The organism is Polynucleobacter sp. JS-JIR-II-c23, from assembly GCF_035011225.1.
In the GTDB taxonomy this organism is placed as follows: domain Bacteria; phylum Pseudomonadota; class Gammaproteobacteria; order Burkholderiales; family Burkholderiaceae; genus Polynucleobacter.
The window spans coordinates 1006891-1021610 of record NZ_JAYGQT010000001.1 but is presented as its reverse complement, the minus strand read 5'-3'; the positions used below and the strand labels follow the sequence as shown (position 1 = coordinate 1021610).

At 46.7% G+C, this 14720-nt stretch carries 15 protein-coding genes and 1 tRNA gene; 4 read left to right on the top strand and 12 right to left on the bottom strand.

Translation table 11 applies throughout. The features are described from left to right. Nucleotides 1-6: 6 nt before the first annotated feature. Entirely contained in the window at nucleotides 7-621 is a 615-nt protein-coding gene (locus tag VC159_RS05220; protein ID WP_323472990.1) for a DUF3106 domain-containing protein, read from the top strand. An 8-nt stretch (nucleotides 622-629) separates the two neighbouring features. Beyond that, nucleotides 630-1166, top strand: a complete 537-nt coding sequence (locus VC159_RS05215) for an RDD family protein (protein WP_323472989.1) — start codon at nucleotides 630-632, stop codon at nucleotides 1164-1166. 23 nt (nucleotides 1167-1189) lie between these two features. Here VC159_RS05215 and VC159_RS05210 read toward each other — a convergent pair whose 3' ends face one another. The 8 genes from VC159_RS05210 to VC159_RS05175 form a co-directional block, all read right to left on the bottom strand. Then, complete coding sequence (locus VC159_RS05210) at nucleotides 1190-3676, bottom strand: ABC transporter permease (RefSeq protein WP_323472988.1); 2487 nt, start codon at nucleotides 3674-3676, stop codon at nucleotides 1190-1192. Beyond that, complete coding sequence (locus VC159_RS05205) at nucleotides 3673-4458, bottom strand: SDR family oxidoreductase (RefSeq protein ID WP_323472987.1); 786 nt, start codon at nucleotides 4456-4458, stop codon at nucleotides 3673-3675. The genes VC159_RS05210 and VC159_RS05205 overlap by 4 nt, the downstream gene beginning before the upstream one ends. A gap of 29 nt (nucleotides 4459-4487) precedes the next feature. Then, the gene (locus VC159_RS05200; protein ID WP_416350428.1) at nucleotides 4488-5474 is read right to left on the bottom strand and encodes a tripartite tricarboxylate transporter substrate binding protein BugE; all 987 of its coding nucleotides are present in this window, start codon (nucleotides 5472-5474) and stop codon (nucleotides 4488-4490) included. A gap of 4 nt (nucleotides 5475-5478) precedes the next feature. Beyond that, entirely contained in the window at nucleotides 5479-6105 is a 627-nt protein-coding gene (locus VC159_RS05195) for a PqiC family protein (RefSeq protein WP_323472986.1), read from the bottom strand. Further along, nucleotides 6102-7028 carry an MlaD family protein gene (locus VC159_RS05190; RefSeq protein ID WP_323472985.1) on the bottom strand — a complete coding sequence of 309 codons (927 nt, stop codon included), beginning with the start codon at nucleotides 7026-7028 and terminating at the stop codon, nucleotides 6102-6104. The genes VC159_RS05195 and VC159_RS05190 overlap by 4 nt, the downstream gene beginning before the upstream one ends. After that, the gene (locus VC159_RS05185) at nucleotides 7025-7801 is read right to left on the bottom strand and encodes an ABC transporter ATP-binding protein (RefSeq protein ID WP_323472984.1); all 777 of its coding nucleotides are present in this window, start codon (nucleotides 7799-7801) and stop codon (nucleotides 7025-7027) included. Before VC159_RS05185 ends, VC159_RS05190 begins: the two co-directional genes overlap by 4 nt. Beyond that, a complete protein-coding gene (locus VC159_RS05180; protein ID WP_323472983.1) occupies nucleotides 7801-8973 on the bottom strand; it encodes an ABC transporter permease in 1173 nt (390 codons plus the stop codon). Before VC159_RS05180 ends, VC159_RS05185 begins: the two co-directional genes overlap by 1 nt. Nucleotides 8974-9062: 89 nt before the next feature. Further along, nucleotides 9063-9139: transfer RNA gene (locus VC159_RS05175), tRNA-Arg, on the bottom strand. 18 nt (nucleotides 9140-9157) lie between these two features. Between VC159_RS05175 and greB the strand changes: the two genes are divergently transcribed. After that, nucleotides 9158-9658: a transcription elongation factor GreB gene (gene greB, locus VC159_RS05170; RefSeq protein ID WP_323472982.1), complete on the top strand. Its 501-nt coding sequence runs from the start codon at nucleotides 9158-9160 to the stop codon at nucleotides 9656-9658. A gap of 3 nt (nucleotides 9659-9661) precedes the next feature. On the opposite strand, the gene VC159_RS05165 is transcribed toward greB, so the two are convergent. The 4 genes from VC159_RS05165 to VC159_RS05150 are packed head-to-tail and all read right to left on the bottom strand — an operon-like array spanning nucleotide 9662 to nucleotide 13903. Further along, nucleotides 9662-12055: a RelA/SpoT family protein gene (locus tag VC159_RS05165; RefSeq protein ID WP_416350427.1), complete on the bottom strand. Its 2394-nt coding sequence runs from the start codon at nucleotides 12053-12055 to the stop codon at nucleotides 9662-9664. Between the two features lie 15 nt (nucleotides 12056-12070). Continuing rightward, nucleotides 12071-12274, bottom strand: a complete 204-nt coding sequence (gene rpoZ, locus VC159_RS05160) for a DNA-directed RNA polymerase subunit omega (RefSeq protein WP_011902918.1) — start codon at nucleotides 12272-12274, stop codon at nucleotides 12071-12073. 44 nt (nucleotides 12275-12318) lie between these two features. Next, complete coding sequence (gene gmk, locus VC159_RS05155; protein WP_323472981.1) at nucleotides 12319-12957, bottom strand: guanylate kinase; 639 nt, start codon at nucleotides 12955-12957, stop codon at nucleotides 12319-12321. 16 nt (nucleotides 12958-12973) lie between these two features. Beyond that, nucleotides 12974-13903, bottom strand: coding sequence for a YicC/YloC family endoribonuclease (locus tag VC159_RS05150; RefSeq protein WP_323472980.1), 930 nt, complete (start codon nucleotides 13901-13903; stop codon nucleotides 12974-12976). Nucleotides 13904-13971: 68 nt separating this feature from the next. Between VC159_RS05150 and rph the strand changes: the two genes are divergently transcribed. Beyond that, complete coding sequence (gene rph / locus VC159_RS05145; RefSeq protein ID WP_323472979.1) at nucleotides 13972-14712, top strand: ribonuclease PH; 741 nt, start codon at nucleotides 13972-13974, stop codon at nucleotides 14710-14712. Nucleotides 14713-14720: the final 8 nt, after the last annotated feature.

The following is a 14720-nucleotide window of genomic DNA, read 5'->3' as shown; positions in this document are numbered from 1 at the left end:
CGTTTGATGTCTATGAGAACTAGAACAGGTCAAGTTTGTGGCGCTGCCCTATTAGCATTTTTCTGCGCCGCCCAGGTGAGCCCAGCTCTAGCGCAAGGAGCGCCTAGCGCTCCACATGGAAAGGCTTCTGCTATTCCTGAAAAGAAACCTGATGGTACTTGGGATGGTTTAAAGCCAGCACAACAGAAAATTCTTGCGCCGTTAGAAAGCGACTGGGATTACATGCTGCCTGATAGTCGCAAAAAATGGATTCAGGTTGCTAACATCTACCCTAAGATGAGCGCACAAGATCAAGAGCGACTTCAGTCTCGCATGACAAGCTGGTCAAATCTTTCGCAGAAGGATCGTCGCATTGCCCGAGAAAACTACCTCACCAGCCTAAAATTCCCTGCAGAGAAAAAAGCGGAGGCATGGTATGCCTACCAAAAACTGAGTGACGAGCAAAAGAAGAAATTGGCTGAATCTGAACTCAAGAAAAAGCCTACTGCCGCTAATGCCCCAACACTTCAGCAACATCCTATTTCACCTAAGGCTGCTCTCCCCGCTGCCGTCATTGCTCCGAGCGCACCCGCGCCAGCAGAAGGTGCTGGATCGAATGCAGAAGCCGGCTCTCCTTATTAAGCGGTCGCATGACACCTGCTGAATTAGATGCATTACCCTCACCTCAATTTTGGAGACGAGTGTCTTGCTGTCTTTATGAGCAACTGGTTTTGCTTGGCGTTATTGCATTTGCTTTTCTAGTTCCTAATCTTGGTTTAGGGATGCTATTTGGTATCTCATTACCAAGTTGGCTGACATTTGTATATCTCTATGCTGTGCTGGGGATTTATTTTGTTTGGTACTGGACTAAATCCGGTCAAACACTCGCTATGCAAACATGGCGGGTTCGTATGATTGGACGTGGCGGCTTTAATCTCACTAAACGACAGGCTTTTTGGCGCTACGTCTTTGGCTCTCTCTGGCTCATTCCTTGCGTTCTATTGCAATGGGCTTTTCATTTGGAGAAATGGCAAATTATTGAAATGCTATTCACTGTAGCTTTGTTAATTTGGCCACTGAGCATCTATTTAGATCGTCAGAGTTTTCTATATAGACAAACCCTTCCAGACCGCTTAGCTGGCACACGACTGGTTGAGCTTCCCAAAAACCTCGTTACATTGAATTAAGAACTGCATCTTGATTTTCTAACTTAGGCTTCTCGTAAACATTCCACTGCAGTCGCCTTCTGAATTCTTCTCTGAAAGCGATATCCAGAAGCAAGGCAAGCGCTAATCCCAAATGCAACACCCATGAATAAGGCCTCTCCAAAGGCATTAAATGGAATCTCCATCACGAAATAGCCCAAAGCCCAAGCTGCGGCACCAGAGGCTAGGCCTGCTAGAAACCCCGCTATCAAGCCAATCATGACTAATTCAATATTCGCAATCTGAGCTAAGGTATTTTGAGAGGCTCCCAAAGCTTTTAATAGGGCCGCATTTTTATAACGCTCATCTTGAGTAGCTGCGATCGCTGACATTAAAACCAAGAACGCTGCTGCAATCGTAAATGCCAATAGCAAACCCAATACTGAGGAAAGCTTATTCAATACTTCCTGTATTTGTTGGAGCGAGGCTGAAACATCCACAATAGTTAAATTGGGGTAGGCCTGACTCAGATCAAAATCCAAAGATTCTTGTTTAGGCGATTGGTAATAAGAGGTAATCCAAGATTGGGGCAATGATTTCAACTGTGCAGGCGGCATGATCACGAAAAAGTTCACGCGCATCGATCCCCAGTCAAGCTTTCGCAAGGAAGTAATTGGGGCAACAATTTTTTCTCCGGCAACCTCAAAGGTTAACTGATCACCCAATTTCAATTTCAAGGTTTTGGCGATGCCGGTTTCCATCGAAATCTGCGGCGCATCGCCCTCAATCCACTTGCCCGTTAGGATTTGATTGCCTGATGGCAACTGGTCGGTATAGGATAAATTGAACTCTCGATCGATTAAGCGCTTTGCATTTTCTTCTACATAGTCGTTAGGCGTGATGTCTTTGCCATTCACCTCAATCAAGCGGCCACGTACCATTGGATAAAACTGCGGAGCTGTAACGCCTGCATTCTGAAGAGACTCTGTAAGCCCCTGCTTCTGATCGCCTTGAACATTAATCATGAAGCGATTAGGCGCATCACTCGGTATATTGCCTTGCCAGGCACTTAAGAAATCAGCTCGCAATAGCAATACCACTAAGAGCGCCATTAATGCAATACCGAGCGCTGTAATTTGCACCACTGCGAGACCCGTTCTTCGACCTTGAGCAAGAATGACAAACCCCAGAGAAAAACCTTGAGTACGTATCCTGCAAAGCAGCTTCAATATGCCCCAAGATGCAGTGGCAAAAATCAGGATGGCAAGACCAAAACTAAGGCTTGTCCATAACGCTAGTTTCCAGTCGCGTGCTGCAAGCATGATCAATATCACTGCCGCAACTAATCCACATATAGCAGTCCAAATAGTGGAGACGCCGATGCCATCAAATTCTTTTCTAATCAATCTGATTGGGGATACTTTTACCAAGCTGAACATTGCCGGGCCAGCGAAACCAAATAATAAGAACCAGGCCACCAGCACACTCCAAAGGACTGGCCCAAAAGAGACGGGGGGCAATTCTGTTAAGACAAGATTACCCAAAAGAAGAGTTAATACAAATTGGCCAAGGTAACCCAAAGTAGAGCCCATCAATGCGGCTATGAAGCCAAGCGCTAAAAGAGTCTGCCCTTGTCGCCTAAGGATCATGGTGGAGCTGGCTCCAAGACATTTCAGAACAGCGCAGGTATTTGCCTGTTTGCGTGTGTAGCGATGAGCCGATAAAGCAATGGCAACCGCAGCTACCATCGCAGTTAATAAAGCAATCAAGGAGAGAAAACGATCTGCGCGCTCAAGTGTTTTGCGCATCAAGGGTTGTGCATTCTCCAGAGTTTCAATGCGAACACCTTTAATGCCCTCGGATTCAATATATTGACTTGCCCATTCGCCATAAGAATGAATTTGCTCATCAGAACCAGCCAATAACAATCGGTAGGTTACTCTGCTACCAAGACCAATCAGTCCAGTATCAGCAAGATCAGACATGGGCATCATGACGCGGGGTGCAAAGTTCATAAACCCTGCCCCACGATCGAGTTCACGCTCTAAAATTCCGCCAATTACAAAGACTTTTTGACCGAGCTGAATGGAGTCACCTTCGTTTGCATGCAGGCTTGCCAACATGGCGGGGTCAACCCAAACCGATCCCTCCTGAGGTCCAGCAGTTAATGTCTTGTCTTGAGACCTGGATTGAACACGCAAAGCGCCACGCAGGGGATATTGAGGGCTTACCGCCTTAAGTGAAGCGAGTTTGCTGTGTGAGCCCACAGTTGCCATGCTCGGAAACACGATCGTCTGAGCTAACTGTAGACCCCTGCTCTTTGCCTCATCTAAAAAGAGATTGGGTAAAGGCTGGTCAGAAACGATCAGCAAGTCCGAAGCTAAGAGTTGGCGGGCATCGAATGCAAAAGCCCTTTGCATTCGATCTGCTAAAAAAGTGACACTAGATAAGGCTGTTACCGAAAGAGTTAATGCAACGAATAGCCAAGCTAACTCACTTGAACGCAAATCACATCTCAAACCACCCAAGAAACGAAGAAATGATTTAATCAAATTGCCTGAATTTGTCCGCCATCAATACGCATGACGGTACCAGTAATGAATGATGCATTTTGGCTAGCTAAAAATGCAGCGGCATCGCCATACTCCTTGGGATCGCCATATCTACCCATTGGAATTTGTCTTAAGCTGGCTTTAACGACATCATCATAGCTAGTACCCTCCCGCTTTGCGCGCGCTTCATCTAACTGACGCAGACGAGCAGTTGCAATTCTTCCAGGCATGATGACGTTAACAGTAACGCCTTCAGCAGCTACTTCTGCAGCTAATGTTTTAGACCAGGCCAGCAATGCAGCACGCAAGGTATTGGAAATGGCTAGATTTTTAATAGGGGCAATTGCGCCTGAAGTGGTGCTGGTAATAATGCGACCCCACTTACGCTGACGCATGCCAGGCAAAATCCTATCGGTAATAGCAATGAGCGACAACACCATATCGTTAAAACTCTTTTGCCAAAGCGCCGGATCTTGACCGGCTGCTGGTGTTGGCGGCGGTCCACCGGTGTTGTTAATCAGAATATCGATGGGGCCGAGTTCTTTCTCCACTTTTGAGACCAAGCCATCAATCACAGAAGAATCGGATAGATCCCAATTGAGCGCAAAAGCCTGTCCACCTGCAGCCTCAATCAATTTGACGGACTCACTCAAACCCTCAGCATTTCTACCGGTAACGGCTACCCTCACACCCTCTTTGGCCAATGACACAGCCATTGCCTGACCCAAGCCACGGCTAGACGCCATCACCAATGCAACCTTACCTTTTAATCCTAAGTCCATCTCATCTCCAAAAACTAATTTTTATATTTTTAATCTAACTGCAATTTCTGCTTAGCAACCACCTCTTTGTAAACGGTGTACTCAGCCTTAATTTCTTTTGCAAATGCTTCAGAACCATTTACGTTGATGATAGAGCCAGTATCCTCAATGCGCTTCTTTACCGCCGGATCGGTCACCACCTTTTGTAATGCAGCCGTATATTTATCCACTATCTCTTTTGGCATTCCTGCGGGACCTAAAAGGCCGTAATAAGCCATCCGATTGACTGGCGCCAAACCTACTTCAGCAAAAGTTGGCACATTCGGCAATTGAGCCAAGCGCTTAGGTGCAGCCACCACAATCGGCACTAGCTTACCGTCTTTTATAAATGGCAAGGACGATGGCAAGTTGTCAAAGATCATTGAAACCTGACCGCCCACTGTATCGGCCAATGCAGGGCCAGCGCCACGATAAGGAATGTGCACAATAAATACCCCAGTCAAACTCTTGAAAAGTTCGGTTTGAAGGTGACCAATACCGCCAGTACCAGAGCTTGAATAAGAATATTTTCCAGGATTAGCTTTCAAAACCTGCATAAAGGTTTTGAAATCCTTTGCCGGAAATGATGGATTTACTGCAATGATGTTCGGTGTCGCAGCAATATTACTAATGGCCGTGAAGTCCGTCACAGGATCGTAGCCAATCTTTGGGTTAATCGCTGGATTGGCTGCTGTGGTGGAAACGGTAGCCATACCAATGGTGTAACCATCTTTCGGTGAGCGCATCACTTCCAACGCGCCAATAGAACCACCACCCCCTGCTTTATTTTCGACAATTACCGGTTGACCCAACTGACGACCCAAAGCATCACCAACGGCTCGCGCAATGATGTCCGTACTGCCGCCGGGTGCAAATGGAACAACCAAGCGAATCGGTTTATTCGGAAATGTATCTGCGTGGACCGCAGTCATGGAGCTCGCGGCAACAAGGAATACTGCTCCAACGAATTTGAAGATATTTACTGAGTTGTATTTCATAAAATTACTGGCCTAAAGGTTTTGGTAAATTACCGGCATATTTATAAAGTTGCGCTTCGTACTCCTGGAAAATCTGAGCCAGTGCTTCTTGTAGGCCCAATACCAGCGCTTCAGGAGTATTGTCTTTGAGGGCTACGCGCTTGGTATAGCGGTTTGCACCAATCAAGGGATTTGCTTTGCCGGCATTAGTTGCGCTCAAGAAAAACTCTACACTCACTACCGCCTCTGGTTGTTTACGATAATCACCATAAAACTCCTCTACAGTTGCCTGTAAATAATAGTAAGGAAAGAAGCTATTACTTTGACCTACTGTTGAGGAGAAAATATTCGCCTTATTCATCCACTGGCGTTCAGCGTTCCCAATCATTTCAGCAGGAATAGTCGCGTACACGTTATAAAAATCTTTTTCATAACGTTGATCACCGGTACGGTAGACCAAAGATCTGCCATCAAAGGGCGGCGTAACCGATACAGAACCCATCTTTAACCAAATATCTGTGCGAGCTTGACGCGGTGCTGAAGTTCTATCGGGAGCAACCATCCACGTAGTAGGCCCGACTGGCGGTCTAGTGGGCAAGGAGCAAGAGACCAATCCTAAGATGGCAAAGCTAAATAAAATTCGCTTTATCATTTCTGAGCTCCAGGCTGTCCTGCACCGCTATTGGGTGTAATCTTCTTCGGCGGGTCACTCCAAATAAGACTTGATGGTGATTGGCTGGCAATACGGCTAAATTCGTTTAAGTTTTCGCTTGCCTGTTTAATATTTTCTATTGTCAATACGGTATCGCCTTGAACACTAGTAATAGTCTGACGTAAGGAAGTGGTAGCCGCTACCAACTCACGCATCAGAACCCCGAGCTCCTCTTTGTCTGTTGCCTTATTAATACGAGCCATGATGATGTTTAACTGATTAACTGACTCAATAACGCCCTGATTACCTTTACCATCTCCTGCCATCAGCACATTGAGATTACCCAGCAAAGCGTCTAATTTCTTTTGAGTGCCATCGATATTCATATTATTTAAGGCGCCAATCAGATTCTGAATACCCGAAATAATTTCATCCGCTTGGTTTGGCATAGATGGGATTACTGGATACTCGGGCTTCCAAGAAAAAGGGAGAGCGGGAGTATCGGATGCATGAGCAATAAAATCAAACTCAACGTAATTTACACCCGTAATGCCCATAGATTTGATGCGAGCTCGCAAATTATTTTTTACAAACTCGCTAATTTGATCTTCATTTACTTTGTCACCAAAAATTTGCATTCTGACAACCACATACTGGCGGCGATCATGAAAAGGTAAATCTCTTTCGTATATATCGCCCGACAAGCCAATCGATGTGACCTGACCAATCTTGACCCCACGGAAACGTACGGCCGCCCCTGCATCCAAGCCGGTTACAGACTGTTTGATATAGGTTTCGACCATAAATGATTTTTGGAAGAATTTGCCTCCACCAAAAATCAGAATCACAGCAATCAGCACACCAATTGCAGCGAGCACAAAAGCGCCTAAGCGAAAATAATTGGGATTTGAGTTATTACTCATGCTGCGTCCTTGCTCATAATACGATTGAAGAATTGATGCACCCGTGGATCTTTACTGGTATCGCGCAATACTTTTGGATCACCCTCAGCAATAATTCCCTTAGCCCCTTTATCCAGCATGATCACTTTGTCAGCAATAGCATAGATGCTGGCAAGTTCATGGGATACGATGACAAAGGTGATGCCTAGGTTTTTTGATAAATCCTGGATCGTACTATCGAGATCAGCAGACGTAATAGGATCCAAGCCAGCAGATGGCTCATCTAAGAATAATATTTTGGGATCCAGCGCCATAGCACGAGCGATCGCTGCCCTCTTTTGCATGCCTCCACTAATTTCACTGGGCATATAAGACTCATAAGGCAACAAACCAACTAAATCCAACTTGCAACGCGCCAGTAAATCCATTTGCGCTTGGGTTAGCTGGGTATATTCCTGCATAAACAAGGTCACGTTATCGAGCAAGTTCATGGAACCAAATAAGGCACCTTGTTGATACATCACGCCAAAGCTGGTCATGATCTTCTGACGCTCCGCTCCATCTGCAGTAGTAATGTTTTGCCCTTCAATCAGAACATCGCCAGATAGAGGTTGATAGAGGCCGAACAAGTTTTTTAACAAACTGGATTTGCCGCAACCCGAGCCACCTAGAATCACAAAAATTTCACCATAATTCACGGTGAAATTCAGATTTTGCATGAGAACGTTAGAGCCATAACCCACGGTGAGGTTTTGAACATCGATGGCGCATGGTGATTTAATTGGCGTATCCATCAGAAACCTGTCTTATAGGAAATGAAGGCAAAAATACCATCGACCAACACAATCAAAACAATGCTGCTAACTACTGCACGCGTTGCTGAAATACCAACTGCAGCCGCACCATTTCCGGTTTGCATGCCACGCAGGCAACCAACCGCTGAGACAACTACGCCAAAAAGAGTTGCTTTAATTAAACCTGAACCAATATCTTCGATATCTACAGCCGAGAGCATGCCGTTGTAGAAGTTAATAAATGGAATGCCGTAGATCAACATCGTCAACATTGAGGAAAAAATACTGACGATGTCAGCAAATAAAGTCAAAATAGGCGCAACCAAAATACCTGCTAATACGCGTGGCACAACTAAAAACCGAATTGGACTTAAGCCGCCAGATACAAGCGCATCCACCTCACTGTTGACAGTCATCGTACCAATCTCGGCAGCAAAGGCTGCTGAGGAACGCCCTGCTAACAAAATGGCGGTAATTAATGGGCCCATTTCTCGCACAATACCCAAGGCCGCCAGCGGACCAACAAAAGATACTGCGCCAAACTGCTGCATGCCGATAGCGGCCTGGAAAGAAAGAATGACGCCAATCAAAAACGCCACTAAACCAACGATAGGCAATGCTGCTATGCCTGCCTGAACAGCAGCGTTTACAAAATCACCCCAGCGTACTTGATTGGGGTAACGGATAGACCAAGCCAAATCAGCTGCAAGATGTCCGGTAAATGAAATTAATCCAACGGCATCATCAATTAAATTTTGGGTCGCCATTCCTGTACTGACCACAAAACTTCTTTTGGGCTTTACAACAGGAACGGGAAATAAATTACTGATCGGATTGAATTCACTTAGCAACGGTTCATAGCGAGCATCTAAGCCCACGACATCAAACTTTGCGCCAGCCGTTGTTTGCGCCTCTTCAATCCCAATCAGAAATGCAATACCAGCGCCATCTAGAAAAGTGACTTTGGAGGCATCAAAAATTAGAGACTTGTTTTTACCATCGCCCTGCTTGAGCCACACATCTTGAGAATTGCGGACTTGAGTCCAAACCCCGCCCAAGGAATAGACGTTCACATTGCCATTCATTAGTACTTTGGCATTATTGGCATCGACCTGCGACCAAACAGCCACTGGGGTGTCAGAAACGGCAGAAATGGTGTCAGAAGTGCTCATAAGCAGACTATAAGGTATCTCTGTGAAAGGGCTGAGAAAAGCCTAAAAAGAGAAAGGGCCCAGTCTTTCAACTAGGCCCTCGTATGGGTTGGTGCGGCTGGCAGGAATTGAACCCACGACCCCTTGGTTCGTAGCCAAGTACTCTATCCAGCTGAGCTACAGCCGCAACAGCCATAATTATGCCATGGAAGAGAAGAACTACATCACCCCCGCTGGTCACGAACGCATTAAGACCGAGCTCCTTCAGCTCTTAAACCTTGATAGGCCCGAGGTTGTCAAGGTTGTGCACTGGGCCGCCAGCAATGGCGATCGATCTGAAAATGGGGACTATATCTACGGGAAAAAGCGTTTAAGGGAGATAGATAGACGGATCCGCTTCCTTAATAAACGCCTAGAATTTGCCGTGATTGTCGATAATTCTGCTCGAAAATCAGGAGAAAATGACGCTGAACAAGTGTTCTTTGGGGCGACCGTAACCTACGCCGCCCTTGAAGGGCCAGAAACGAACAAGAAGACTGTGATTACGATAGTGGGCGTTGATGAGGTTGATCTAGATAAAGGGCACGTTAGCTGGGTCTCACCTATAGCCAAGGCCTTAATTAAGTCTCGGATCGGGGACTGCGTCTTTATCAAAACACCTACCGGCCCTGCAGAAATTGAAATCTTAGACGTTCAATACTTGTAAAACTTAAACAGCACGAGTTCGGGTCACGCGCATGACATCAGGATTGGCGCGCAAACTGCGCATCACCTTAGAAAGGTGCAGTCGATCATAAACCTGAATGGTAAAGCGGATAGTGACCGAATCTTCTTTGAAACGATCTTCCATTGATACATTCATGATGTTGGAGTCTGCCGAAGTAACACTGCTTGCCACCCTAGCCAAAACTCCCTTACCTTGGCGCGTGTCGATCGCTAGGTCCACTTCAAACTCACGATTCAGCTCTTTACCCCACTCAACCTCCACCCATTTATCACTGTCCTTGGATAGCATGCGCAATGCCAAAGGACAATCATTGGTGTGCACCTGCAGCCCCTCACCCTTACCAAGGTAACCAATGATGTTGTCGCCTGGAATAGGATGGCAGCAAGTTTGAAAATGAATCGAATTACCCTCGCGCCCATCGACCAAGATAGCTTGGCGTTGATGATGGTGGCTTGCTTCTTGGTTGGGCGCAACCCAATCTGCAACCCCTAAACGCATTTGCTCCGACCCACCCTCATCATCAATCAATATCTTGAGGCGAATTGCCAGCTCCTGGGGAGAACGTCGTCCTAAAGCAATGTTGACACATGCTTCTTCGCGGGTTTTATCACCCGTCCAATGCGTTAGCTTTTCCCAAATTTCTGGACTTAACAAGGCAGCATCAACGCCCTGCTGACGTAAAGCGTTTGCTAAAAGTCGCTCACCTAGTTGAAGCGATTCAGAATAATGTTTTGTTTTAAGAGAGTGACGTATAGAAGCGCGAGCTTTGCCAGTCCGAACAAATGCCAGCCAACCTGGATTGGGTTGTGAGCTTGCTGAAGTAATGACTTCAACAATGTCACTATTCTTCAGCTCGCTACGTAAAGGCAATTGCAAGCCATTGATTTTGACTGCTACGCAGGTATTACCCAGATCACTATGGATAGAGTAAGCAAAATCTAGAGCAGTTGCGCCTCTTGGTAAGGCCCTAATCTGCCCAGTAGGTGTAAAGACATAAACCGCATCTGGGAACAAGTCAATTTTGACGTGTTCTAAAAATTCTTGAGAGTCACCGCTGCTATCCTGAATATCAATCAAGGACTGCAGCCATTGGTGAGCTCTGTTTTGCACCTCACTCATATCAGGAGAACCGTCTTTGTATGCCCAGTGCGCTGCTACACCGGCTTCAGCAACTGCATGCATTTCCGTTGTACGAATCTGAAACTCCACCGGCACGCCTGAAGGACCCAATAAAGTGGTGTGTAAAGATTGATAGCCATTTAATTTGGGGATCGCAATGTAATCCTTAAATTTACCTGGCATGGGCTTGTATAAAGAATGCAAGATACCGAGTGCGCGATAGCATTCATCAATCGAATGTACGGTAACCCGGAATGCATACACATCTAATACCTGCGAAAAGCTTAAATGCTTTGAGCGCATCTTGGTATAGATACTAAAAAGCGTCTTCTCACGACCGCGTAGATCAACCTCTAAATTGGCTTTAGCAAAGGCCATGCGTGAAGCCTGCAAAATCTTTTCAACCATTTCCTTGCGGTTGCCGCGTGCACGCTTAACAGCGCCCTCAATAACTCGGAAACGCATGGGCATGGAGTAACGGAAGCTGAGGTCTTGAAGATCGCGATAAATCACATTCAGACCAAGTCGATGAGCAATGGGCGCGTAAATTTCGATTGTTTCAGCGGCTACGCGACGGCGCTTCTCCATGGGTACGGCGTCCAGAGTGCGCATATTGTGGGTGCGGTCAGCAAGCTTGACCAAGATGACACGCACATCACGCGCCATGGCCATGAACATCTTGCGAAAGCTCTCTGCTTGCGCCTCTGCATGACTTTGAAATTCTAATTTATCGAGTTTGGTTAAGCCCTCAACTAACTCTGCCACCTTATTGCCAAACTTTTCAACCAAATCGGCTTTAGTGCAGCCGGTATCCTCAATCACATCATGCATCAATGCAGCCATGATGGATGGCGCATCCAAGCGCCACGTTGCACATAGTTCAGCTACAGCAACAGGATGGGTAATGTAAGGTTCTCCGCTATGACGGTATTGACCTAAATGAGCAGCATCAGAAAACTGAAATGCCTTTTTAACCTGTGCAATTTCTTCAGGCTTCAGATAGGAAAGCTTAGACAGCAATCCCTCAATAGAAACTACTTGGTGTTTGAGCGGAAGTATCGGCGCAGATGTCGGGCCGAACAAATGGCGACTCGATTGCGCCAACAAACTCGCAATGATGGATTTTTTACCACTTTGAATTGGTGTGTCGGAAATTGTATCCAACAACTGTGCTTGATCAGGATCAAGCGAAGCATTCTTAGACGAGATGCTTCCTACTTTTTCCGATGTATTGGCTAGTCCTAAAGGGAGCTCCACACCGGAACTCCTTAATTACAGAGGTACTTTGGTCAACATGTCACGGTCAGTCACACCAGCAGCTACTTCACGTAATGCAACTACGGTAGCTTTATCTCTGGACTCAACGCGTGGGGAGTGACCTTGTACTAATTGGCGAGCACGATATGTCGCAGCCAAAACCAGTTCAAAACGGTTTGGAATAGTTTTAAGGCAATCTTCTACAGTAATACGTGCCATGCTTGACTCACTTAATTTAGCTTCAATACCTATAGGATAACTGATTAGACCCCGAGGCGCTTCAAAAGCGCTGGATTTCTGGCCATACTGGGGCCAGACCGCAGACGGCTAGAAGCCAAAATATGCTTTAAATCGACCAAAGCCTGGTCAAAAGAATCGTTCACCACGATGTAATCCGCCTCATGGGCATGCAAAAGCTCTACATGGGCAGCTGCTAAGCGGCGTTGAATAGTTGCTTCATCGTCCTGACCACGCTTACGTAGACGCTCTTCTAAAGCCTCTATGGATGGCGGGAAGATAAAGATCCACTGCACAGAAGGTATTAACTTCCGAATTTGTTGAGCGCCCTGCCAATCAATCTCCAACATGACATCGCTGCCAGCTTGCATTTGAGATTCAATCCAAGGCTTTGAAGTCCCATAAAAATGACCATGGACTTCTGCCCACTCTAAAAAATGTCCCTGATCACGTTCTTGCAAAAAATCCTCTTGTGTCAGAAAGCGGTAATCCTTACCATCTACTTCACCAGGTCGCGGTGCTCGCGTGGTAGTTGATAAAGATAACTTCAATCCGGCTTCGTCTTTCAGCAATGCATTAACCAGAGAAGATTTACCTGCGCCTGAGGGCGCAACAATCATCAACATGCTGCCTTGATAAGATGGTGTCGAAGTGGAGTTAGTCATAAATCAATAATATGGATTACTCGAGGTTTTGAACTTGCTCACGCATTTGCTCTATGAACAACTTGAGCTCTAGAGCTGCTTGTGTGCATTCTTCTGATACAGACTTAGAACTTAGGGTGTTGGCTTCGCGATTCAGCTCTTGCATTAGAAAATCTAAACGCTTACCAACAGGACCTTTGCCTGCAAGTGCAGTGTCTACCGCTTGAAGATGGGTCTTTAAGCGCGCAAACTCTTCAGCTACATCGATTCGTACTGCATAGAGAACAACCTCTTGACGAATACGCTCCATTAACTCAGCACCCGCCTTGGCTTGTTCTTGAGCAGCTAGCGCTTCAGCGAGACGCTCTGTGAGCTTTTTTTGGTACTCAGCTACATATTCAGGAACTTTGGGCTCAATCACTTTAACAATGTCGCGCATCTTGCCAGTGATACCGGTAAGTACGCCAACCAAGGCCTTACCTTCTGCGTGACGACTCTCCATGAGGGCTGCTAGGGCGGCGCGCCCAGCTTCAACTGTGGCAGTGATCCAGCCATCTTCCTCACCACGAGGCTCGGAAACAATACCTGGCCAACGCAACACTTCAGCAATACTCAATTCTTGGGCTTTTGGAAAAGCCTCTTGGGCTTTCTCTTGAAGGGTGTATAGGGCATCAAGACGATCGCGACTAATTGCACCTAGAGCGTGGGGATTACTTTTGGCAGCACCTGCTGCGGCGCTATTGACCCGCCATGCCGCTCTAAACTCGACTTTTCCGCGCGATAGGCTTTGGGTAGCCAGTTCTCGCAAGGCAGACTCTGCCCCACGACACTCGTCCGGAAGACGAAATCCTAGATCCAGGAAGCGGCTGTTAACAGCCCTACATTCCACTTGCAGATCAGCAACTACACCCGCTCCTAGGGAGACTTGGCGAGAAGCGCTGCCATAACCAGTCATGCTCGATATCATATGGACATTGTAGATTCATTATTGAACTAGACCCGATCCAGACCCCAACCCCACAGGACCCCCTTTCCATGAGCACAGCAAACCCAGCCAATATTGCCCGCCCTAGCGGCCGTAAGCCCATCGATTTGCGCCCAGTAACCATCTCTAGAGCCTTTACTAAGCATGCTGAAGGATCAGTATTGATCGCCTTTGGGGATACCAAGGTTCTGTGTACTGCCAGCATCCTCGAAAAAGTGCCTCCACATAAGAAAGGCTCTGGCGAAGGCTGGGTTACTGCTGAATACGGCATGCTGCCCCGCTCCACCCATACCCGCAGCGATCGTGAAGCTGCCCGCGGCAAACAATCTGGTCGTACCCAAGAAATTCAGCGCCTTATTGGCCGTGCCATGCGTAGCGTCTTTGATTTAAAAGTATTAGGTGAGAGAACTATTCACCTCGATTGCGACGTGCTGCAGGCTGATGGCGGAACACGTACTGCATCTATTACTGGCGCCTATGTTGCGGCTCGTGATGCAGTAAACCAACTTCTTAAAAGTGGCATCCTCAGCAAGGACCCCATTATTGATAGCGTTGCTGCAATTTCTGTTGGCATTTATCAAGGTGTTCCAGTGTTGGACTTGGATTACCCGGAAGACTCTTCATGCGATACCGATATGAATGTCGTTATGACTGGTAAAGGTGGGATGATTGAGGTTCAAGGTACTGCAGAAGGCGCAGCATTTTCTAGAGCAGAACTCAATGCACTCCTAGATTTAGCTGAGCAAGGTATTCAAGAGCTCACCCAAATGCAAAGTGATGCATTGAAATAAAGATCGAC

What these genes read in the sequence shown, in the direction of transcription:
- VC159_RS05150 (WP_323472980.1), bottom strand. Translation starts at nt 13,903, where the DNA reads ATGATATCGAGCATGACTGGTTATGGCAGCGCTTCTCGCCAAGTCTCC.
- gmk (WP_323472981.1), bottom strand. Translation starts at nt 12,957, where the DNA reads ATGACTAACTCCACTTCGACACCATCTTATCAAGGCAGCATGTTGATG.
- VC159_RS05195 (WP_323472986.1), bottom strand. Translation starts at nt 6,105, where the DNA reads ATGATAAAGCGAATTTTATTTAGCTTTGCCATCTTAGGATTGGTCTCT.
- VC159_RS05180 (WP_323472983.1), bottom strand. Translation starts at nt 8,973, where the DNA reads ATGAGCACTTCTGACACCATTTCTGCCGTTTCTGACACCCCAGTGGCT.
- VC159_RS05200 (WP_416350428.1), bottom strand. Translation starts at nt 5,474, where the DNA reads ATGAAATACAACTCAGTAAATATCTTCAAATTCGTTGGAGCAGTATTC.
- rph (WP_323472979.1), top strand. Translation starts at nt 13,972, where the DNA reads ATGAGCACAGCAAACCCAGCCAATATTGCCCGCCCTAGCGGCCGTAAG.
- greB (WP_323472982.1), top strand. Translation starts at nt 9,158, where the DNA reads ATGGAAGAGAAGAACTACATCACCCCCGCTGGTCACGAACGCATTAAG.
- rpoZ (WP_011902918.1), bottom strand. Translation starts at nt 12,274, where the DNA reads ATGGCACGTATTACTGTAGAAGATTGCCTTAAAACTATTCCAAACCGT.
- VC159_RS05190 (WP_323472985.1), bottom strand. Translation starts at nt 7,028, where the DNA reads ATGAGTAATAACTCAAATCCCAATTATTTTCGCTTAGGCGCTTTTGTG.
- VC159_RS05215 (WP_323472989.1), top strand. Translation starts at nt 630, where the DNA reads ATGACACCTGCTGAATTAGATGCATTACCCTCACCTCAATTTTGGAGA.
- VC159_RS05205 (WP_323472987.1), bottom strand. Translation starts at nt 4,458, where the DNA reads ATGGACTTAGGATTAAAAGGTAAGGTTGCATTGGTGATGGCGTCTAGC.
- VC159_RS05185 (WP_323472984.1), bottom strand. Translation starts at nt 7,801, where the DNA reads ATGGATACGCCAATTAAATCACCATGCGCCATCGATGTTCAAAACCTC.
- VC159_RS05220 (WP_323472990.1), top strand. Translation starts at nt 7, where the DNA reads ATGTCTATGAGAACTAGAACAGGTCAAGTTTGTGGCGCTGCCCTATTA.